A 19,831-nucleotide genomic window follows, 5' to 3' on the forward strand; every position below is an offset into this window, starting at 1 on the left:
AGCGTCGGGGGCATGCATGCGATCACGATTCCCGAGCCCGGCGGCCCCGACGCACTGGTCTGGGCCGAGGTACCGGCCCCCGAACCCGCCGCGGGCGAGGTCCTCGTCGACGTCACGGCGAGCGCCGTCAACCGCGCCGACCTGCTCCAGCGGCAGGGCTTCTACGACCCGCCGCCCGGCGCCTCCCCGTACCCGGGCCTGGAGTGCGCGGGCCGGATCTCGGCGCTCGGTCCCGGCGTCACCGGCTGGTCCGTCGGCGACGAGGTGTGCGCGCTGCTCGGCGGCGGCGGTTACGCGGAGCAAGTGGCCGTCCCCGTCGGGCAGTTGCTGCCGGTGCCGGAGGGCCTCGACGTGACCGCGGCGGCCGCGCTGCCCGAGGTGACGGCGACGGTCTGGTCGAACGTGTTCATGGTCGCCCACCTGCGGCCGGGCGAGACGCTGCTGGTGCACGGCGGCTCCAGCGGCATCGGCACGATGGCGATCCAGCTGGCGAAGGCCGTCGGCGCGCGGGTCGCGGTGACGGCGGGCGGGCCCGAAAAGCTGGCGCGCTGCGCCGAGTTGGGCGCCGACGTGCTCATCGACTACCGCGAGCAGGACTTCGTGGAGGAGGTGCGCGCGGCGACCGGCGGCGCGGGCGCCGACGTCATCCTCGACATCATGGGCGCCAAGTACCTGGAGCGGAACGTCTCGGCGCTGGCCGTCAACGGCCGCCTCGCGATCATCGGCCTCCAGGGCGGCGCCAAGGCCGAACTGAACCTGGGCGCCCTGCTCACCAAGCGGGCGGCGGTGACGGCGACCTCGCTGCGCGGGCGCCCGGCCGAGGAGAAGACCGCGATCATCGCCGCGGTGCGCGAGCACGTGTGGCCGCTGCTCGCGGACGGGCGCGTCCGCCCCGTCGTCGACAGCACGGTGCCGATGGCCCGCGCGGCGGACGCGCACCGCGCGCTGGAGGCGAGCAAGCACATCGGCAAGATCCTGCTGACGACGTGACAGACGTCCGCACGGCGTGAGCGCAGGGGGAGCGGCGGGCCGCACGGCGGGCCTCCGCTCCCTCTTCCGGGTCGCGTCCCCGCACCGCCGCTCACCCGGAATGCCGGAATCGTCCCACTGTGTGACTCTGATGGAGTCCTTGGACGATCCTCCCCCGGCCACCGCTGGGGGTGCCCCCTCTGGAGGGCCGGAAGGTGCGGCACACTCAGCGCGGACTCCGCGGCATCACCCTCCTCACCTGCACCGCCGTGGCACTCTCGGCCCCCGTCGCCGCCACGGCCGCCCCCGCCCACCCCGTCGTCCGCGCCGACACCTACGCGGGCGGGTCCGGGACCACGGACAGCTCGGGCAACTCCGCGAGTTCGGACGAGTCCGAGCCCGCCGACCCCGGCATCGCACCCCCGTCCTTCACCGAGCCCCCGGCCCCGCCCGCACCACCCGACGTCGGCTTCCCCACCGCCCCGGACGAGGAGGACGCGCACTCCGCCGAGGGGACTCCGGAGGAGAGCGCGGGCGAGCCGTCGGAGTCCTCCGGTGAGACCGCGGGCGAGGAGGCCGGGTCTGCGGACCCGCACGAGCAGGAACCGTCCGACGGGGACTCCGCGTCCGACGGTGACCACAGCGGCGAGGACGGCGCGGACGCGACCGGTCACGCGGACGAGGAGGGCGTCACCGGGGAAGGCTCCGCCGGTCAGGACGAGGAGCCGTCCGCGTCCGCCACCGCGCGGCACGAGCACGGCGCGGAGAGCGAGAGCGGTGCGGCCGTCCCGCCGCTCAGCCCGCGGCGGGACGGCGCCGGTGACGGCACCGGCCGCATCTGGGACGGCGGCCGCCCCGGCGACCCCGAGCCCACCGCACCGGAGCGCACCGGACCGTCCGGCAGCCCCGGCGAACAGGCCGTCGGCAGCCACGACCTGTACGAGTCGGACACCCCCTCGCCCGGCCCGAGCGGCAGCACCCACGCGGCCACCCGCCCGGCCGGACAGATCCTGCCCGTGCTGCCGCTGGGCGCCGGGATGGCGTCGATCGGCCTCGGCCTCGCCTTCCTCGCCCTCCGCCTCCGCCGCCGCTGAGCGGCCGCGGCCGGATCCGTCACCACGAGGGACTCCGGCGGCACGCGGGGTACCCGTCGTTGCAGAATGGGGGTATGACACAGCCGAGCAACGAACGTTCGCAGTCGCAGGAGAACCCGCAGCAGGTCCTGGTCGTCGGACCGGACGGCATGGCCCTCGGCAGCGCCGGGTCCACAGGTGGGGGCGAGGGCGAGGAGCAGGCTGAGGTCCCCGTTACCGAGATGGTCGAGCAGCCCGCGAAGGTCATGCGGATCGGCAGCATGATCAAGCAGCTGCTGGAGGAAGTGAAGGCGGCCCCGCTGGACGAGGCGAGCCGCGTCCGGCTGAAGGAGATCCACACCAGTTCCATCAAGGAGCTGGAGGACGGTCTGGCGCCCGAGCTCATCGAGGAGCTGGAGCGGCTCTCGCTGCCCTTCACCGACGACAACACCCCGACCGACGCCGAACTGCGCATCGCCCAGGCCCAGTTGGTGGGCTGGCTGGAGGGCCTCTTCCACGGCATCCAGACGGCGCTCTTCGCCCAGCAGATGGCCGCACGGGCCCAGCTCGAACAGATGCGGCGCGCGCTGCCGCCCGGCATGGTGCCCGAAGAGGGCGTCCCGGAGGGCGGCCCCCACTCCCCGCAGGCGCGCACGGGTGGGCCCTACCTCTGACCTTGCGCCCGCGCTTGGGAGGTCTGCGCGGAGGGGCAGGGCCGGCAAGCGCGGGCCCCGGCGGGGGGCTTTTTGGGGTGCGGTGCTGCCCCCGGTCGGCCCGTCGCCGACCACCGCGCCGTCGTAGCTGTTCGCGCAGTTCCCCGCGCCCCCTCGAAGGGCGCCGTGCTGCCCCCGTCGCACCGTCGCCGACCACCGCGCCGTCGTGGGCTGTTCGCGCAGTTCCCCGCGCCCCCTTGAAGGACGCCGTGCTGCCCCCGTCGCACCGTCGCCGACCACCGCCCCGTCGTGGGCTGTTCGCGCAGTTCCCCGCGCCCCTTGAAGGGCGCCGTTCCCCGCGCCCCTTGGAAGGCGCCGTTCCCCGCGTCCCTTAAGGGCGCCCCGCCATCCAGTGGTAGAGGGTCATCGCGACGCTCGTGGCGAGGTTGTAGCTGGAGACCTGGGGGCGCATGGGGAGGGCGAGGAGGTGGTCGGCGCGGGTGCGGAGGGCGGGGGAGAGGCCGTGCCGCTCCGAGCCGAAGGCGATCAGCGCGTCGTCGGGTAGCTCCAGGCCGCGGATGTCCCGGCCCTCGGGGTCGAGCGCGTACACCGGCCCCGGCGGCAGTTCCCCCGGCTCGCGGTGCGCGACGGCGGTGGCGAAGTGCAGCCCGGCGCTGGCCCGTACGACGTTCGGGTGCCACGGGTCGACGGTGCCCGTCGTGAGCACCCCGGCCGCGCCCGCGCCCGCGGCGACCCGGATCACGGCACCGATGTTGCCCAGGTGACGCGGGTTGTCGAGGACGACGTACGGCGCGCTCCGCTCCGCCTCCGGCACGGCCCCGCTGCCGCCGCTGCCCCGTACGGCGAGTGCGGCGACGCCCGTGGGGTGCGGGCGGGGCAGGAGCGCGGGGAGCGTGCCCGCGTCGACGGGGCGCAGCAACGCGTCGAGGCGGGCGGTGAGGTCGGGCGCGAGGTCCTCGGCGAGGGCCAGTACGGCGTCCCGGTCGGCGGTCAGCGCGAGCGGCACCTCGGCGCCGAAGCGGAGCGCGTGCTTCAGGGCGTGGAACCCGTCCAGCAGCACGCTGTCCGCGGCCAACTCCCGCCACCGTCGCACCACATCCGCTTCCGCATCCACGCCACCACCCTACGGCGGCGCGAGATCCCCGCGGGTCACGGAGCCGGTACGGGCCGCTCCTCGGCCTGTTCTCCGGTTCCGGAAGCGGGCGCCGGCACCGCACCGGCCGTCCCCCCGGCGTCCCGGCGCCCCCGCAGCCGGGCGCCCAGCCGCGCGGCCCGGGCGTCGGTCCACAGGAGCAGGGCCGTCGGCAGGAACACCAGGTCGGCGGCGATCATCGCGAGCGAGAAGAACGGCAGCCCGAGCAGCACCGCGATGCTGAGGTGCTCCACGATCATCGCCGCGAGCAGCACGTTCTTCACCCGCCGGTTGAACAGCGTGAACGGGAAGGCGACCTGGACCATCACGGTGCCGTACGTCGCGATCAGGATGAGCAGCGAGCTGCTCGCGAAGAGGTCGCCCAGCGCCGGCCAGGGCGAGAAGTAGTCCAGCTGGAACGGGTAGTACGAGGCCGTGCCGTCCTGCCAGCGCGAGCCCTGGATCTTGTACCAGCCGGCCGTGGCGTAGATCAGGCAGACCTCGACGATGATCACCAGCAGCGCGCCGTTGTGCACCAGGTTGGCGACGACGTCGCAGACCGCGCGCGCCTCACCGCGCGGCGCCAGGCGGCCGAGCAGCCACCACAGCCCGTACACCGCCCACAGCCCCCAGAACAGCAGGCCCCAGCCGAGGCTGAAGCCGCCGACGAAGGTGGCACCGGCCATCACCGCGCCCGTCAGCGACCAGAGCAGCACCCCGTTCGGGTCGGAGGCGTCCGGCGCCCCCGCCCGCGCGGTCTCCCTCCGCCTGCGGCGCGCGTCCAGCGACCAGACCTGCCCGCAGCGGGTGAGGACGAGGTACATCGACATCAGGTGGATGACGTTGTCGCCGCCGTCCCCCATGAACACGCTGCGGTTCTGGAGCCCGAGGACGCCGATCATGAAGACCACGGAGGCGGTTCGCGTACGCCAGCCCAGCAGCAGCGCGACGCTCGCCGCGATGGCCAGGTGGTAGACGAACTCGAACCAGCCGTTGCTGTCCGACCAGAGCAGGATCGTGAACGCGTGGTTGTCCTCGACCAGCCGCCGCCCCAGCTCCCAGCTCCAGGTGCTGTCCGGCCCGTACAGCTGGTGCCGGTGCGGCCACTCGCGGAGCAGGAAGAGGAGCCAGGTGGCGGCGAAGCCGATCCGGAGGACGGCCGTCTGGTACGGGCCGAGCGCGCTGCCGGTGACCCGGGCGAGGAGCCGTTCGGCCCCGGCCCGCGCGGCGCCGGCCCGGCTCCGGACGGAGCCGCCGGTGGTGTGCTGCTGCTGATCGCTCACTGCTGGCCGCCCCCGCGCACGTCCTCGCTGCCGACCGGCCACCAGGGGTAGAGCCGGTACTCGGTCTTGGTGTCCTTCTTCTCCTCGCTCCAGGCGGGCGGCGCGACCGGGGTGTCGGCGGAGCGGACCTGAAGATGCTCGACGGTGCCGCCGTCCAGCTCGCCGCCGAGGCGGTCGACGGCGATGCGCTTGATGTACGTCTGCGACAGGTCGCCGCGCAGCCCGACGGGCCGGCCCTCGTCGTCGTGGTAGTTGCGGAACAGCTCCCAGGCGCGGCGCAGTTCGTTCTGCTGGGTGTGGCTGGGGGCGATGTTGTGCCGGATGCCCTCGCCGTCCATCGCCGAGAGGTCGAACCAGCCGGTGGTCTCCGTGCTGCCGTCCGGCTTCGCGATCCGGGCGCGGGCCTGCATGGCCACGTTCACCTGGAGCGGGTTGGGCGCGAAGAGCTTCCAGTTCTGCTCGAACTCGGGGTAGACGTAGGCGTCGATCGTCTCGGAGTGCTCCTTGGACACCGCGTTCTTGGGCGCGACGTGCAGGAAGACCATCCCCAGGTGCACGGCCGCGGCCACCGCGACGCCCGCCACGGCCACCGCGACGACGATCCGCGCGGGCAGCGACAGCCCCGCGACCCCGCGCCCGGCGCCCTCGGCTCCCCCGGAGGAGGTGCCGCCCGGCTCCGTGGACGTACCGGCCGAGGCGCCCGCAGGCCCCTCGCGCTCCGCTGGCTCCATGCCCTCCCTGCTCCCCTTGGTCATATCGTCCTTCTGCCGCCCGTACGCATCAGAGGTTATGCGAGGCACGCCGCCCTGTGGGCCGCCCGTTCCGCATTACCGGCCGCGACCGGCCGCCACCGGCAGCGCGGGCCCGTACGCGCTGTGGACTTCCCCGGGGCACACCCCTAACCTGACGTCCCGTCAGACGCGGGGCGGCGGCACCACGGAGCGCACCAACGGGAGGGAACCGCAGTGGACTTCACCTTCACCGAGGAGCAGCAGGCGGCGGCCGAGGCCGCCCGTACCGTCCTCGCCGGCACCGCACCCGACGGCGTCCCCAGTCCCCAGGAGTCCCCCGGCGCCGTCGACGGCGACTTCGACCGCGGCCTGTGGCGCACCCTCGCCGACGCGGACCTGCTCGGCCTGCTCGCCGGCCCCGGCCACGGCGGCTCCGGCCTCGACCCCGTCGCGCTCTGCCTCGTACTGCGCGAGGCGGGCCGCGCGCTGGCCCGGGTGCCGCTGCTGGAGACGAGCGCGGCCGCCTGGACCCTCCGGACCTACGGCTCCGAAGCGCTCCGCGCCGCCCGCCTCCCCGCGATCGCCCGCGGCGAGCTGCCCGTCACGGTCGCGGCGCACGGCCGCACCGGCCACGAGGCACCGCAGCTCGCCGTCGACGCCGCCCGCCCGTCCCGCGAGGACGGCGACTGGCTGCTGGACGGCGTGCAGACGGCCGTCCCCTGGGGCGCGACGGCGGCGCTCGTCCTCGTCCCGGCCCGCACCGCGGCGGGGGAGGACGTCCTGGCCCTGGTCGACCCGGCCGCCGAGGGCGTGACCGCGCACGGGCAGGTGTCGACCAACGGTGAGGCGTACGCCGAGCTGGAGCTGCGCGAGGTGCGCGTCCCCGACAGGGACGTGATCGTCGCGGACGGTGCGGTGGAAGCGCTGCGCCGGCTGCTGGCCACCGGCACCTGCGCGCTGGCCCTCGGCCTGGGCGAGAAGGTGCTGGAGATGACGGCCGAATACACCGGCAGGCGCGAGCAGTTCGGGCACCCCGTCGCCACGTTCCAGGCCGTCGCGGTGCAGACCGCCGACCGGTTCATCGACCTGCGGGCCATGGCGGCCACGCTCTGGCAGGCGGCCTGGCGGCTCGAACCGCGGGACGTCGCCGTCGCCAAGATCTGGGCGGCCGAGGGCGTCCGCCGCGTCGTCCAGACCGCGCAGCACCTGCACGGCGGCTTCGGCACCGACACCACCTACCCGCTGCACCGCTTCCACGCCTGGGCCAAGCAGCTCGAACTCGCCCACGGCCCGGCCCCGGCCCACGAGGCCGAACTCGCCGCACTGCTCGCCACGGACGAAGCGGAGACGGCCCCCGCCTGAGCTCAGACGATGTGCGGAGCACCCTCACCGGCGGTGAGGGGACGCCCGGCCGCCTCCCAGGCGAGCATCCCGCCGTCGACGTTCACCGCGTCCACGCCGTGCTGCACCAGGTACTGCGTGACCTGCGCGGACCGCCCGCCGACCCGGCACAGGACGTAGACCCGCGCGCCCTCGTCGCCGACCCGCTCGGTCAGCTCACCGAAGCGGGCGACGAAGTCGCTCATGGGGATGTGCAGCGCGCCCTCGGCGTGCCCCGCGGCCCACTCGTCGTCCTCCCGGACGTCCAGCAGCAGCCCGTCCCCGGGCACCGACGCGACGTCCACCTGCGGGACCTGACCGAACTGCATGACGTACAGCCTCTCTTGCTCTTCCTCAGCCCTGCGGGCCCGGTTCCTGTGCGCCGCCCTCGTCCTGAGCCCGCAGACGGGTCAACTCCGCCTCGCGCTCCTCGACTTGGGACAGCAGCTGCTCGGCGATCTCCTCCAGCAGCCGGTCCGGGTCGTCCGGCGCCATCTTCAGCATCGCGCCGATCGCGCTCTCGCTCAGCTCGGCCGCCATCTCCGACAGCCGCTCCTTGCGCCGCGCCAGCCACTCCAGCCGCGCGTACAGCTCCTCGGCCCGGCTCGGACCCGGCTCCGGCTCGCGCGGGCCCGCGTCCCACTCCTCGGCCAGCGCCCGCAGCGCCTCCGCGTCCCCCTCGCCGTACGCGCGGTTGACGCGGATCACGAACGCCTCGCGCCGCTCCCGCTCCGCGTCGTCCTGCGCCAGGTCCGGGTGGGCCTTGCGGACGAGCTCGCGGTACGCCTTGCGCGCCTCCTCGCTGGGACGCACCCGCCCCGGAGGCCGCACCGGCTGTTCGTTCAGCATGGCCGTGGCCTCGGGCGAGAGCCCCTCGGAGTCGATCCAGCCCTGGAACAGCTCGTCGACCCCCGGCATCGGCAGCACGGCGGCCCGCTTCTCGCGGGCCACCCGCTCGTCCTCGGGGTCCCCGGTGCGCGCGGCGACGGTCTCGGCGACGAGGGCGTCCAGCTCGTCGAGCCGCGCGTAGAGCGGGCCGAGGCGCTGGTGGTGCAGCCGGGAGAAGTTCTCGACCTCGATCCGGAAGGTCTCGACGGCGATCTCGTACTCGATCAGCGCGGTCTCCGCGGCCTTCACGGCCTGCTCCAGCCGCTGCGTGCCCGCGCCCTCGGAGCTCTGCTCGCTGGGGACGGAGTGCTCGGCATCCGGTTCCGGGTTCGCCATCATCGGGCCCACCCTACGTACCGCACAGCTCCCGCTCCCAGCGCGGCCGTTGCGCGGCGGACGCGACAACCCCCCGATCCCGCCCGGTGGTTACGCTCCACGTCCATACGCACACGCAGCGTCATAACCGAAGCGGGTGACCCCGTCCGCCCGTTATGTCACGCAGTGGGATGCATCACCGCGTACACCCGGATCGCACCGCCGCGGCAGAGAGGGCGCACATACGAGAAGAGCCCCGCAGGCCGAAGCCTGCGGGGCTCAATCGCTGTGCGCGAGGGGGGAGTTGAACCCCCACGTCCTTTCGGACACTGGAACCTGAATCCAGCGCGTCTGCCTATTCCGCCACCCGCGCAATGGGTGTGTCTTCCGGGCCTTCGTTCCCCTGTGGGGCCCTGCGGCGCCTTCCGACATCCAGAACACTAGCACGGCTTCCGGGGTGGATTCACATCCCTCATCGGCACCCCCCTTCCCCCCGCACGGAGGCCGGCCCGTACGCCCCCACCAGGCACGCTCCGCACAACGGGCCGAAATCCGCCCCTCCTACCCGGGCCCGGCCCGCTCCGATCCCCGCCGCACGGCACCCCTGGGCCACACTGGCCCCGCTGGCCCTACGATCCATGCGAGGCTGTGACGCGACTTCTGAGTCCGGCACGGATGTGAGAGGTGACACTCGGCCGCTGCGCCTCAGCGGGGAACCAGCCGTTTCCTCCGCGCGTGGATACGATCAGTAAGCAGTACTGCGAGCAGCATGCGTGTGCCCAAGCGACACTGGGAGGCGCACTAGAGCCGAGGGCATCTGGGAAGGAGGTGCACCGTGGGAGTTATGAAGCGCTTCGAGCAGCGACTCGAAGGTCTCGTGAACGGCACCTTCGCGAAGGTGTTCAAGTCCGAGGTGCAACCCGTGGAGATCGCGGGTGCCCTCCAGCGCGAGTGCGACAACAACGCGACGATCTGGAACCGCGAGCGGACCGTCGTCCCCAACGACTTCATCGTCGAGCTGAGTGCGCCGGACTACGAGCGTCTCAGCCCGTACTCGAGTCAGTTGGGCGACGAGCTGTCCGGCATGGTCCGGGACTACGCGAAGCAGCAGCGTTACACCTTCATGGGCAGCATCAACGTCCATCTGGAGAAGGCCGACGACCTCGACACCGGCCTGTACCGCGTGCGCAGCCGCACCCTCGCCTCCAGCAGCTCGCAGCAGGCGTCCCCTTCCGCGGGCGGGTCCGGGCAGGCCGGCGCACCGCCGCGGCCCACGGGCGCCCCGCCCATGCCGCAGTCCCCGCCCCCGGGTTACCCGCCGGGCTCCCCCGGTGCGGGCGGCCCGCTGCCGAACGCGGAGACGCGACGCTGGATCGAGATCAACGGCACCCGCCACCAGATCTCCAAGCCCAACCTCGTCCTCGGTCGCAGCACCGAGGCCGATGTCCGCATCGACGACCCGGGCGTCTCGCGCCGCCACTGCGAGATCCGGACGGGAAACCCCTCCACCGTCCAGGACATGGGGTCGACGAACGGCATCGTGGTGGACGGGCAGCACACCACGCGCGCTAATCTCCGCGACGGCTCACGCATCGTCGTGGGCAGCACCACGATCATTTACCGGCAAGCCGAAGGGTGAAGCGGGGGCAATGTCAGAGCTGACCCTGACGGTCATGCGGTTGGGCTTTCTCGCCGTACTGTGGCTGTTCGTCATCGTGGCCGTACAGGTCATCCGCAGCGACCTGTTCGGTACGCGGGTGACCCAGCGGGCCGCGCGCCGCGCGGAGAACCAGCGTCCGCAGCAGCGGCAGCAGTCGCAGAGCGGGCGCACCTCCGGGGGCGGGCGCCGCAACCGCGGCGGGCGGAACGCGCCGACCAAACTCGTCGTCTCCGAGGGCTCGTTGGCGGGCACCACGGTCGCGCTCCAGGGCCAGACGATCAGCCTCGGCCGGGCCCACGACTCCACGATCGTGCTGGACGACGACTACGCCTCCAGCCGGCATGCCAGGATCTACCCGGACCGTGACGGCCAGTGGATCGTCGAGGACCTCGGGTCCACCAACGGCACGTACCTCGGCCGGAGCCGGCTGACCACACCGACACCGATCCAGCCCGGATCGCCGATCCGCATCGGCAAGACGGTCATCGAGCTGCGGAAGTAGTGACAGACATGACGACCGGAGGGTGGGCACCGTGCGGATGTACCCGGAGCCGTCGGGCGAGGTGCGCATGAGTCTGTCGCTGCGCTTCGCCGCCGGATCACACGACGGCATGATCCGCGAGCACAACGAGGACTCCGGATACGCCGGACCGCGGCTGCTCGCGGTGGCCGACGGCATGGGCGGCCAGGCCGCCGGTGAGGTCGCCAGCTCCGAGGTGATCTCCACCATCGTCCAGCTGGACGAGGACATCCCCGGCTCCGACGTGCTCACCTCGCTCGGGGACGCCGTGCAGCGCGCCAACGAGCAGCTGCGCGTCATGGTCGAGGAGGACCCGCAGCTGGAGGGCATGGGCACCACGCTCACCGCCCTGCTGTGGACGGGCCAGCGGCTCGGCCTCGTCCATGTCGGCGACTCCCGCGCGTACTTGCTGCGGGACGGCCAGATCAGCCAGATCACCCAGGACCACACCTGGGTGCAACGGCTCGTCGACGAGGGCCGGATCACCGAGGAAGAGGCGACCACGCACCCGCAGCGCTCGCTGCTGATGCGCGCCCTCGGCAGCGGCGACCACGTCGAGCCGGACCTCTCGATCCGTGAAGTACGCGCCGGCGACCGCTATCTCGTCTGCTCCGACGGTCTGCCGACCGTCGTCAGCGACCAGACGATCGAGGAGGCCCTCGCCGGGCACCACGCGCCGCAGGACACCGTGCAGGAGCTGATCCAGCTCGCGCTGCGCGGCGGCGGCCCGGACAACATCACCTGCATCGTCGCGGACGTCCTCGACGTCGACGAGAACGACGCCGTCGCCGGGCAGTTGAACGACACCCCCGTCGTGGTCGGCGCCGTCGCCGAGGCACAGCAGCTCGGCGACGCCTTCTCCACCTCCTCGACGCTCCAGACCCCCGCGGCCCGCGCGGCCGAACTCGGCCGCGGCGCGGGCCAGTCGGGCCAGGGCGCCCCGTCCGGCGGCCCGCCGCCCGACGGCTTCGGCCCGCCCGGCAGCGGCGACCTGAGCCAGGCCCCGCCGCCCGGCGCCTTCGGCGCGCACCCGGACGACGAGCACGGGCGGCCCGGCGGGCGCGGCCGGTGGATCAAGCGCTCGCTGATCGGCGCGCTGGCACTGGCGGTCGTCGGCGGCGCGCTGTACGGCGGCTACCGCTGGACGCAGAACCAGTACTACGTGGGCGCCGCGGCCTCCGGGGGCGAACACGTCGCGCTGTACCGGGGCATCAGCCAGGAGCTGGCGGGCATCAGCCTGCACAGCGTCCACGAGGACCGGCCCGAGATCGAACTCAAGTACCTGCCGGTGTACCAGCGGAACCAGGTCAAGGAGACGATCGCGACGGGCAGCCTCTCCGAGGCCGAGGACAAGGTGAACGAGCTGGGCCGGCAGGCCGAGGTCTGCCGGATCGTCGCCGAGGAGAAGGCGAACCCGCCCGCCGGTTCCGAGAAGGACAAGGGCAAGGGCGACGCGAAGACCGACCCGGCCAAGGGCGGCGACCAGGACCAGCAGCAGACCGCGCCGGGCGGAACCGCGGGGTCGACGAGCGGGTCCGGCAGCACGGACACCACCACCGGCGGCACCGGCGGCTCGGCCGACCAGACCGTCACCGGTGGCGGCACCCAGGCGGCCGCCGCGCCGCTGGCGCTGCCGATCGCCTTCACCGCTGATCACGACCGCACCGACCGCACCGACAGCACTGGCAAGAGCTCCCCCTCTCCGACCCCCGGCCCCCGGCTCACGGAGGAACAGCAGGAGCTCGCCAAGCAGTGCACCACGCCGTAGGGGGCCGCACAGCATGAGCAGCAACATCAGCAACACCGGCAGCAACACCACGGTCTCGCCCGGGGGTCTGCCCAGCCGCCGCAACACCGAGCTGGCGATGCTCATCTTCGCCGTGCTCATCCCCGTCTTCGCGTACGCCAACGTCGGCCTGGCCAAGGACGGCACCGTGCCGACGGGAATGATCGGCTACGGTCTCGGCCTCGGCCTGCTGGCCGGGGTCGCGCACCTCGTCGTACGCCGCTGGGCCCCGTACGCGGACCCGCTGATGCTGCCCATCGCCACGCTGCTGAACGGCATGGGTCTGGTCTTCATCTGGCGGCTGGACCTGGAACCGTCCATCACCACCCCGCAGACGGGCGGGCCGGCGGCGCCCAGCCAGCTGATGTGGTCGACGCTGGCGATCGCGCTGTTCGCGCTGGTCATGGTCTTCCTGAAGGACCACCGGATTCTCCAGCGGTACACCTACATCTCGATGGCGGTGGCGCTGATCCTGCTGGCGCTGCCGATGTTCTTCCCGGCGAAGAACGGCGCCAAGATCTGGATCACGATCCCGGGTCTGGGTTCGCTCCAGCCCGCCGAGTTCGCGAAGATCATCATCGCGGTCTTCTTCGCCGGATATCTCATGGTGAAGCGGGATGCGCTCGCACTCGCCTCCCGCCGCTTCATGGGCATGTACCTCCCGCGCGGCCGTGACCTGGGCCCGATCCTCGTCATCTGGGCGATCAGCCTGATGATCCTGGTCTTCGAGACCGACCTGGGCACCTCGCTGCTGTTCTTCGGCCTCTTCGTCGTGATGCTGTACGTCGCGACGGAGCGGACGAGCTGGATCGTCTTCGGTCTGCTGCTGTCCGTCGGCGGCGCCGTCGCGGTGGCCACGTTCGAGCCGCACGTGCAGCAGCGCATCACCGCCTGGCTCGACCCGATGGGCACCTACGTCAAGAGCCAGCAGGGCATGCTCGGTTACTCGGAGCAGGCCATGCAGGCGCTGTGGGCCTTCGGCTCCGGCGGCACCCTCGGCTCCGGGCTCGGCCAGGGCTACTCGCGGCTGATCGGCTTCGCCGCCAAGAGCGACTACATCTTCGGCACCGTCGGCGAGGAACTCGGCCTGGCCGGTGCCATGGCGATCCTGCTGCTGTACGGCCTGCTCATCCAGCGCGGCATCCGCACCTCGCTGGCCGCGCGCGACCCGTTCGGCAAGCTGCTCGCCGTCGGCCTGGCCTCGGCCTTCGGCCTCCAGGTCTTCCTCGTCGCCGGCGGTGTCATGGGCCTCGTCCCGCTGACGGGCATGACGCTGCCGTTCATGGCGCAGGGCGGTTCGTCCGTGGTCGCCAACTGGGCGCTGGTCGCGATCCTGTTGAAGATCAGCGACACGGCACGGCGCCCCGCGCCGGCGCCCGCTCCCTCACCCGACGCTGAGATGACTCAGGTGGTCCGCCCGTGAACAAGCCACTGCGCCGGATCTCGATCTTCTGCGGCCTGCTGGTCCTGGCCCTGCTGATCCGCGACAACTGGGTCCAGTTCGTCCGCGCCGACGAGCTGAAGAGCCAGCCGGAGAACCGCCGGGTGGCGATCGCCCGGTACGCGGAGCCGCGCGGCAACATCATCGTCGACGGCAAGGCGATCACCGGCTCGGCCGAGACCAAGGCCAACGACTTCAAGTACAAGCGCACCTACAAGGACGGCGCGATGTGGGCCCCGGTCACGGGCTACGCCTCGCAGGCGTTCGGCGCGAACCAGCTGGAGGCCCTGAACGACGGCATCCTGACGGGCAACGACGACCGGCTGTTCTTCAACCGGACGATCGACATGCTCACGGGCAAGCCGCCGAAGGGCGGCAACGTCGTCACGACGCTCAACTCCAAGGCGCAGAAGGCCGCTTACGACGGCCTGGAGGGCAAGAAGGGCGCCGTCGCCGCCGTCAACCCGAAGACCGGCGCGATCCTCGCGCTCGCCAGCTTCCCCAGCTACGACCCGTCCACCTTCGCCGGGAACGGCGACGCGGACTCGGAGGCGTGGGGCAAGCTCCAGCGCGGCAAGAACGAGGACGAGCCGATGCTCAACCGCGCGCTGCGGCAGACCTATCCGCCCGGCTCCACCTTCAAGGTGGTCACCGCGGCGGCCGGCCTGGAGAGCGGCAAGTACGACCTCGACTCCAAGACCGACAGCGAGGTCCCCTACCGGCTGCCCAACTCCAGCACCGACCTGGGCAACGACGTCCAGGCGCCGTGCGAGAACGCGAGCATCCGCACCGCGATGCAGTGGTCCTGCAACACCGTGTTCGCGAAGATGAGCGACGACCTCGGCAACGAGGAAATGATCAAGATGTCGGAGAAGTTCGGCTTCAACGACAAGGAGCTGGACACCCCGGTCCGCGCCGCCGAGAGCGTCTACCCCGAGGACAACCGCCCGCAGAACGCGATGGCGGGCATCGGCCAGGCCAGCAACCGCACCACCCCGCTCCAGATGGCCATGGTCGCCTCCGCGGTCGCCAACGACGGCACGCTGATGCAGCCGTACATGGTCGACCAGCTCGTCGCGCCGAACCTGAACGTCGTCGAGCAGCACAAGCCCAAGGAGATGAGCGAGCCGGTCTCCTCCGAGAACGCGCAGAAGCTCCAGCAGGCCATGGAGGCCGTGGTCGAGAAGGGCACCGGCACCACCGCGCAGATCCCCGGCGTCAAGGTGGGCGGCAAGACCGGCACGGCCCAGCACGGCGAGAACAACAGCAAGAACCCGTACGCCTGGTTCATCAGCTACGCGAAGGACCAGGACGGCTCGTCGCCGGTCGCGGTGGCGGTCGTCATCGAGAGTTCGGACACAGCCCGCAGCGAGATCGGCGGCAGTAAGCTCGCCGCTCCGATCGCCAAGGACGTGATGAACGCCGTGCTCAGCGGCAAGCAGTGACCGACGCAGCAGGCCGCCGAGCGCGCTTCACCGCGCCCCGGGCAGCACCGCACGCCAGCACGAGGTGACCCCGGTCACCGCGGGCCCGCCAAAAGGGGCGGGTACCGTATGCCGAGCAGCACACCGCCGTGCCGAACGATTCAAGGCGGCCCGGACGAACGGAGAGGGCTGGAGACTATGGATGAGCCGCGTCGCCTAGGCGGCCGGTACGAGCTGGGCTCGGTGCTCGGCCGCGGGGGCATGGCCGAGGTGTACCTCGCCCACGACACCCGCCTGGGCCGCACCGTCGCGGTCAAGACGCTCCGCGTCGACCTCGCCCGCGACCCGTCGTTCCAGGCCCGCTTCCGGCGCGAGGCCCAGTCGGCCGCCTCGCTGAACCACCCCGCGATCGTCGCCGTGTACGACACCGGCGAGGACTACGTGGACGGGGTGTCCATCCCGTACATCGTCATGGAGTACGTCGACGGTTCGACGCTGCGTGAGCTGCTGCACTCCGGGCGGAAGCTGCTGCCCGAGCGGTCGATGGAGATGACCGTCGGCATCCTGCAGGCGCTGGAGTACTCGCACCGCAGCCAGATCGTCCACCGGGACATCAAACCGGCGAACATCATGCTGACCCGCACCGGCCAGGTGAAGGTCATGGACTTCGGCATCGCGCGGGCGATGGGCGACTCCGGCATGACGATGACGCAGACCGCTGCCGTGATCGGCACCGCGCAGTACCTCTCCCCCGAGCAGGCCAAGGGCGAGACCGTCGACGCGCGCTCCGACCTGTACTCCACGGGCTGCCTGATCTACGAACTGCTCACCAACCGGCCGCCGTTCGTCGGCGACTCCCCGGTGGCGGTCGCGTACCAGCACGTGCGGGAGGAGCCGCAGGCGCCGAGCTCCTTCGACCCCGAGATCACGCCCGAGATGGACGCCATCGTCCTCAAGGCCCTGGTCAAGGACCCCGACTACCGGTACCAGAGCGCCGACGAGATGCGCGCCGACATCGAGGCGTGCCTCGACGGCCAGCCCGTGCAGGCGACCACCGCGCTCGGCGCCGTCGGCTACGGCGGCGGCCACCCGGAGGACCAGCCCACCACGGCGCTGCGCGCGCAGAGCGCGCAGACGTCGATGATGCCGCCCGTCGACGACGGCGGCGCCTACGACGACGGACGCGGACGCGGACGCCGGCGCAGCAACACCTCGACGATCCTGCTCGCCCTCGCGGCGGTGCTGGTCCTCGTCGGGGCCGTCTTCGTCGGCAAGGCCCTCTTCGGGCAGAGCGCCTCGGACACCGTCGAGGTGCCGCAGCTGGCCGGGCAGAGCTTCGACCAGGCCGAAGTCCTCGCCAAGAACGGCGGGTTCAAGGTCACCAAGGGCGGCCGGGAGTTCTGCGAGCAGCCCAAGGGCAAGGTCTGCTCCACCGATCCGCCCAAGGGCTCCAAGGTCGAGCGCGACTCGACGGTCGAGCTCAACCTCTCCAAGGGCCCGGCGCCCGTCGACGTCCCCGACGTCAAGGGCAAGCCGGTGGAGAAGGCCCAGGAGGAGCTCACCAACGCGGGCTTCCGGTTCAAGACCCAGCAGGCCGAGTCCGACCAGGACCCGGGCACGGTCATCAACCAGAGCCCGGGCGGCGGTCAGAAGGCGCAGAAGGACTCGGTCATCAACCTGACCATCGCCAAGCAGTCGACCACCCCCGTCCCCAGCGTCCTCGGCAAGAGCTTCGACGAGGCCAAGGCCCAGCTCGAAGGCCTCGGCTTCAAGGTGGCGCGGACGGACGAGGAGAACGACGAGAAGCCCGCCGACAGCGTCCTCAAGCAGGACCCGGAGCCGGACTCCAGCGCCCCCGACGGCAGCCAGATCACCCTCACCGTCGCCAAGGCCCCGGAGGAGGACGACGAGGCAGCCACCGTGCCGGACGTCACGGAGCAGCCGCTCGGAGACGCCAGGGAAGCTCTGGAAGATGCCGGGTTCACGGTGGGGCCCATCACCGGACCGACCGAAGACGAGGCCATCGTCCTTTCCACAATCCCGGCTGGGAACAGCCAGGCCAAGAAGGGGGACGCCGTCCACGTCGTCACGCGCGCGCCTGACGGCGAAGAGGGCGGCGACAGCGGCGGAATCTTCGGCGGTCCCTTCGGTCACTGACCCCTGAAGGCCGACCACTCCGACTTTGGCAAGAAGGAACTTGTCCATTTTCCACCTGCCTCGTTACTCTATGTGAATAGCGCCACTTGGGGATTCGCCCCCTCCGGAGAGACGTCCAGTCGCCGGTGGGGGCGCTCTCTTTTACGGGGAGAGAAACACGGGGCGCACGCACCGACAGGGAGGGGAGAAACGTGGACAGGAAAGCACTGAGACTCGGGATCGCCGGCGGAGCATTTGCGCTCGCCTCCATCGTGTCGCCTGCCGCACAGGCTGCCGGGCTGGAGCACGACTACGCCAAGAGCGGGTGGCCGAGCGGCAAGTACCACTACGAATGCGTCGTCGACAAGCAGGTCGTGGCGTGCTATCAGCCCCACGGGGACAAGATCTTCCTCATGGACCGCGTCAAGGGCGGCAGCACCGCCAGCGCTTGGTTCTCCATTCCGGGCGCCGGGCGCGAGGGGCAGTGCGAAAGCCGACTGGGCGCCGAAACGTGGGGAGTCTGCAACAAGAACTTCCCCGAGGGAAAGAAGATCGCCCTCAAGACGGCCAAGAACGGAGGGAAGGGCATTACGATGACGACGTAATGCCGCCCTTTCTCGCGGGGATGTCCCGCAGCGGCCAACTCTCTTTTCCGCACGCGGGTCGGACACAGAAGTGACGGCGTCCGGCCCGCGTGGCGCGTCCGGACGCCTGCCTCAGCGCAGTTCCTTCGGCGGGGTGCGGTCGGCGTCGACCTTTTCGGTGCGTTCCAGTTCGCCCCAGACGATGTAGCGGTAGTCCGAGGTGTAGACGGGGGTGCAGGTCGTGAGGGTGATGTAGCGGCCCTTGTCCTTCTTGCCGGACTCCTTCGGCACCGGGTCCAGGACGTCGACGTTGTACTTCGACGTCTCCGGCAGCGTCTTGTAGACCTTGTACACGTACCAGGTGTTCTTGGTCTCGAAGACGATCGGGTCGCCGTTCTTGATCTTGTCGATGTTGTGGAACTTCGCGCCGTGCCCGTCGCGGTGCGCGGCGAGCGAGAAGTTGCCCGAATCGTCCTGCGGCAGCGCGGACTTGACCGGCTTGGTGTAGTAGCCCGCGACACCCTGGTTGAGGTCCTTGAGCTTCGTGCCCTTCTTCACCAGCGTCTCGCCGCCGGACATGGACGGTACGTGCAGGAAGCCGATGCCGTTCTTGGTGTCCAGCTCCCCGGGCCCGGTGTCCTTCTCCTCCTGCTGCGCCCAGTGGTCGCGGACGCTCCGGCTCTCGCGCTCGGCGTCCCGGTCGGCGAGCACGTTCGTCCACCACAGCGAGTAGACGACGAACAGGGCGAGCAGCACACCCGCGGTGATCAGCAGCTCGCCGAGGACTCCGATCGCCGCGAACACCCGGCGCTTGGTACGGCCGGGGCGGGGCCTGGTCTTCCGCCCGGGTTCGGGCTCCGGTTCCGGCTTCTCCTCGGCGGGCGATTCCGGGGAGTCCGTGGACTGCGCCTGCTCGTCCGCCGGTTGCTCCGCGGTGGTCTCGTCGTCCCGCTCGTGCTCTGCCACCGCGTATCGCCCGCTTTCGCCTCTACTTCACCAGAGCGTCCGGTTTGCCCTTGTCGCGAGGACGCTCTTCGACCAGATTTCCCCAGACGATCAGACGGTACTTCGAAGTGAACTCCGGAGTACACGTGGTCAGGGTGACGTAGCGCCCTGGCTCGGTGAATCCGGACTGCTTCGGCACCGGGTCGATCACGCTGGTGTTGGACGGCGAGGTCGAGGGGAGCCGGCTGGTCATCTCGTACGTGTAGTACGTGTCGGCCGTCTCCACCACGATCTTGTCGCCGCCGACCAGGCGGTTGATGTACCGGAAGGGCTCGCCGTGGGTGTTGCGGTGCGCGGCCAGCGAGAAGTTGCCCTGCTTGTCCCAGGGCATCGCGGTGTCGAGCGGCGCCTGGTTGTAGTGGCCGACCAGGCCCTTGTCGAGCACCGAGGTCTTGTCGACGCCCTGCGCGATCGGCGTCGAGATGTCGATCTTCGGTATGTGGATGATCGCGAAGCCCTCGCCCGGCGCGAACTTCCCCGCCTTGCGCTCCGGATCGACCTTCTCCCCGCCCGAGCCGTCGCCCCAGCGCTCCTGCAACTCGTCGGCGGCGCCGCCCGCTTGCTGCCCGGCGAGCACGTTCGTCCACCACAGCTGGTACGCGACGAACAGCAGCATCAGCACGCCGACGGTGATGAACACCTCGCCGAGCGCCCGGCTCGCGATGACCCCGGGCCCGTCCTTGGCGGCCCGCGCCGCACGCCGCGCCTCCAGCCTGCTCCCGGCGGCCTGCGGCGTGACGGCGGCCGCCGTCCCCGCAGCGGCGGCCCTGCGGGTGCCGGTGCCGGACCGGCCCTTGGCGCGGGTGCCGCGGCCGTGTGCGCCGTGCGCC

The 19,831-nt window shown here is 71.5% G+C and carries 18 protein-coding genes and 1 tRNA gene; 11 read left to right on the top strand and 8 right to left on the bottom strand.

The genetic code is table 11. The annotated features are described in order from the left end of the window. The first annotated feature begins 12 nt into the window (after positions 1-12). From HCC30_RS15470 to HCC30_RS15480, 3 genes are all read left to right on the top strand, one after another. Positions 13-990 carry an NAD(P)H-quinone oxidoreductase gene (locus HCC30_RS15470; RefSeq protein WP_169443096.1) on the top strand — a complete coding sequence of 326 codons (978 nt, stop codon included), beginning with the start codon at positions 13-15 and terminating at the stop codon, positions 988-990. A 194-nt stretch (positions 991-1,184) separates the two neighbouring features. After that, positions 1,185-2,063, top strand: coding sequence for a hypothetical protein (locus HCC30_RS15475; RefSeq protein WP_169443097.1), 879 nt, complete (start codon positions 1,185-1,187; stop codon positions 2,061-2,063). A gap of 74 nt (positions 2,064-2,137) precedes the next feature. Next, positions 2,138-2,716 (top strand): bacterial proteasome activator family protein, encoded by a 579-nt coding sequence (locus HCC30_RS15480; protein ID WP_169443098.1) that lies wholly within the window; start codon positions 2,138-2,140, stop codon positions 2,714-2,716. Positions 2,717-3,086: 370 nt separating this feature from the next. On the opposite strand, the gene HCC30_RS15485 is transcribed toward HCC30_RS15480, so the two are convergent. The 3 genes from HCC30_RS15485 to HCC30_RS15495 are packed head-to-tail and all read right to left on the bottom strand — an operon-like array spanning position 3,087 to position 5,862. Next, on the bottom strand, positions 3,087-3,830 hold the full coding sequence (locus HCC30_RS15485) for a TrmH family RNA methyltransferase (protein WP_346776641.1): 744 nt from the start codon (positions 3,828-3,830) through the stop codon (positions 3,087-3,089). A gap of 35 nt (positions 3,831-3,865) precedes the next feature. Beyond that, entirely contained in the window at positions 3,866-5,131 is a 1,266-nt protein-coding gene (locus tag HCC30_RS15490) for an HTTM domain-containing protein (RefSeq protein ID WP_346776642.1), read from the bottom strand. Beyond that, entirely contained in the window at positions 5,128-5,862 is a 735-nt protein-coding gene (locus tag HCC30_RS15495; RefSeq protein WP_240979600.1) for a DUF5819 family protein, read from the bottom strand. The genes HCC30_RS15490 and HCC30_RS15495 overlap by 4 nt, the downstream gene beginning before the upstream one ends. A gap of 234 nt (positions 5,863-6,096) precedes the next feature. On the opposite strand from HCC30_RS15495, the gene HCC30_RS15500 reads away from it, so the two are divergent. Next, positions 6,097-7,224: an acyl-CoA dehydrogenase family protein gene (locus HCC30_RS15500; RefSeq protein WP_169443099.1), complete on the top strand. Its 1,128-nt coding sequence runs from the start codon at positions 6,097-6,099 to the stop codon at positions 7,222-7,224. A 2-nt stretch (positions 7,225-7,226) separates the two neighbouring features. Here HCC30_RS15500 and HCC30_RS15505 read toward each other — a convergent pair whose 3' ends face one another. The 3 genes from HCC30_RS15505 to HCC30_RS15515 all read right to left on the bottom strand — a co-directional run bounded on the left by HCC30_RS15505 (position 7,227) and on the right by HCC30_RS15515 (position 8,818). Beyond that, positions 7,227-7,571 carry a rhodanese-like domain-containing protein gene (locus tag HCC30_RS15505; protein ID WP_169443100.1) on the bottom strand — a complete coding sequence of 115 codons (345 nt, stop codon included), beginning with the start codon at positions 7,569-7,571 and terminating at the stop codon, positions 7,227-7,229. 25 nt (positions 7,572-7,596) lie between these two features. Then, entirely contained in the window at positions 7,597-8,466 is an 870-nt protein-coding gene (locus tag HCC30_RS15510) for a J domain-containing protein (RefSeq protein ID WP_169443142.1), read from the bottom strand. Between the two features lie 268 nt (positions 8,467-8,734). Continuing rightward, a tRNA-Leu gene (locus HCC30_RS15515) sits at positions 8,735-8,818 on the bottom strand. Positions 8,819-9,280: 462 nt separating this feature from the next. Here HCC30_RS15515 and HCC30_RS15520 point away from each other — a divergent pair. The 7 genes from HCC30_RS15520 (at position 9,281) to HCC30_RS15550 (ending at position 18,017) form a co-directional block, all read left to right on the top strand. Continuing rightward, positions 9,281-10,084: a DUF3662 and FHA domain-containing protein gene (locus tag HCC30_RS15520; RefSeq protein ID WP_169443101.1), complete on the top strand. Its 804-nt coding sequence runs from the start codon at positions 9,281-9,283 to the stop codon at positions 10,082-10,084. A gap of 10 nt (positions 10,085-10,094) precedes the next feature. Continuing rightward, positions 10,095-10,607 (top strand): FHA domain-containing protein, encoded by a 513-nt coding sequence (locus HCC30_RS15525; RefSeq protein WP_169443102.1) that lies wholly within the window; start codon positions 10,095-10,097, stop codon positions 10,605-10,607. Positions 10,608-10,674: 67 nt separating this feature from the next. Continuing rightward, complete coding sequence (locus HCC30_RS15530) at positions 10,675-12,393, top strand: Stp1/IreP family PP2C-type Ser/Thr phosphatase (RefSeq protein ID WP_206323845.1); 1,719 nt, start codon at positions 10,675-10,677, stop codon at positions 12,391-12,393. A gap of 13 nt (positions 12,394-12,406) precedes the next feature. Continuing rightward, entirely contained in the window at positions 12,407-13,834 is a 1,428-nt protein-coding gene (locus HCC30_RS15535) for an FtsW/RodA/SpoVE family cell cycle protein (RefSeq protein ID WP_169443104.1), read from the top strand. Beyond that, complete coding sequence (locus HCC30_RS15540; RefSeq protein ID WP_169443105.1) at positions 13,831-15,297, top strand: penicillin-binding protein 2; 1,467 nt, start codon at positions 13,831-13,833, stop codon at positions 15,295-15,297. Before HCC30_RS15535 ends, HCC30_RS15540 begins: the two co-directional genes overlap by 4 nt. A gap of 177 nt (positions 15,298-15,474) precedes the next feature. After that, the gene (pknB, locus tag HCC30_RS15545) at positions 15,475-17,433 is read left to right on the top strand and encodes a Stk1 family PASTA domain-containing Ser/Thr kinase (protein WP_169443106.1); all 1,959 of its coding nucleotides are present in this window, start codon (positions 15,475-15,477) and stop codon (positions 17,431-17,433) included. Positions 17,434-17,624: 191 nt separating this feature from the next. After that, positions 17,625-18,017 carry a hypothetical protein gene (locus tag HCC30_RS15550; protein ID WP_169443107.1) on the top strand — a complete coding sequence of 131 codons (393 nt, stop codon included), beginning with the start codon at positions 17,625-17,627 and terminating at the stop codon, positions 18,015-18,017. Positions 18,018-18,128: 111 nt separating this feature from the next. On the opposite strand, the gene HCC30_RS15555 is transcribed toward HCC30_RS15550, so the two are convergent. Then, positions 18,129-18,962: a class E sortase gene (locus HCC30_RS15555; protein ID WP_169443108.1), complete on the bottom strand. Its 834-nt coding sequence runs from the start codon at positions 18,960-18,962 to the stop codon at positions 18,129-18,131. A 22-nt stretch (positions 18,963-18,984) separates the two neighbouring features. Next, positions 18,985-19,831, bottom strand: an 847-nt coding sequence (locus HCC30_RS15560) for a class E sortase (RefSeq protein WP_169443109.1), incomplete at its 5' end; no start/stop codon positions are given.

This window comes from Streptomyces sp. HNM0574, assembly GCF_012726235.1.
Lineage (GTDB): Bacteria > Actinomycetota > Actinomycetes > Streptomycetales > Streptomycetaceae > Streptomyces.

What these genes read in the sequence shown, in the direction of transcription:
- HCC30_RS15535 (WP_169443104.1), top strand. Translation starts at nt 12,407, where the DNA reads ATGAGCAGCAACATCAGCAACACCGGCAGCAACACCACGGTCTCGCCC.
- HCC30_RS15530 (WP_206323845.1), top strand. Translation starts at nt 10,675, where the DNA reads ATGAGTCTGTCGCTGCGCTTCGCCGCCGGATCACACGACGGCATGATC.
- HCC30_RS15495 (WP_240979600.1), bottom strand. Translation starts at nt 5,862, where the DNA reads ATGGAGCCAGCGGAGCGCGAGGGGCCTGCGGGCGCCTCGGCCGGTACG.
- HCC30_RS15510 (WP_169443142.1), bottom strand. Translation starts at nt 8,466, where the DNA reads ATGGCGAACCCGGAACCGGATGCCGAGCACTCCGTCCCCAGCGAGCAG.
- HCC30_RS15525 (WP_169443102.1), top strand. Translation starts at nt 10,095, where the DNA reads ATGTCAGAGCTGACCCTGACGGTCATGCGGTTGGGCTTTCTCGCCGTA.
- HCC30_RS15480 (WP_169443098.1), top strand. Translation starts at nt 2,138, where the DNA reads ATGACACAGCCGAGCAACGAACGTTCGCAGTCGCAGGAGAACCCGCAG.
- HCC30_RS15470 (WP_169443096.1), top strand. Translation starts at nt 13, where the DNA reads ATGCATGCGATCACGATTCCCGAGCCCGGCGGCCCCGACGCACTGGTC.
- HCC30_RS15505 (WP_169443100.1), bottom strand. Translation starts at nt 7,571, where the DNA reads ATGCAGTTCGGTCAGGTCCCGCAGGTGGACGTCGCGTCGGTGCCCGGG.
- pknB (WP_169443106.1), top strand. Translation starts at nt 15,475, where the DNA reads ATGGATGAGCCGCGTCGCCTAGGCGGCCGGTACGAGCTGGGCTCGGTG.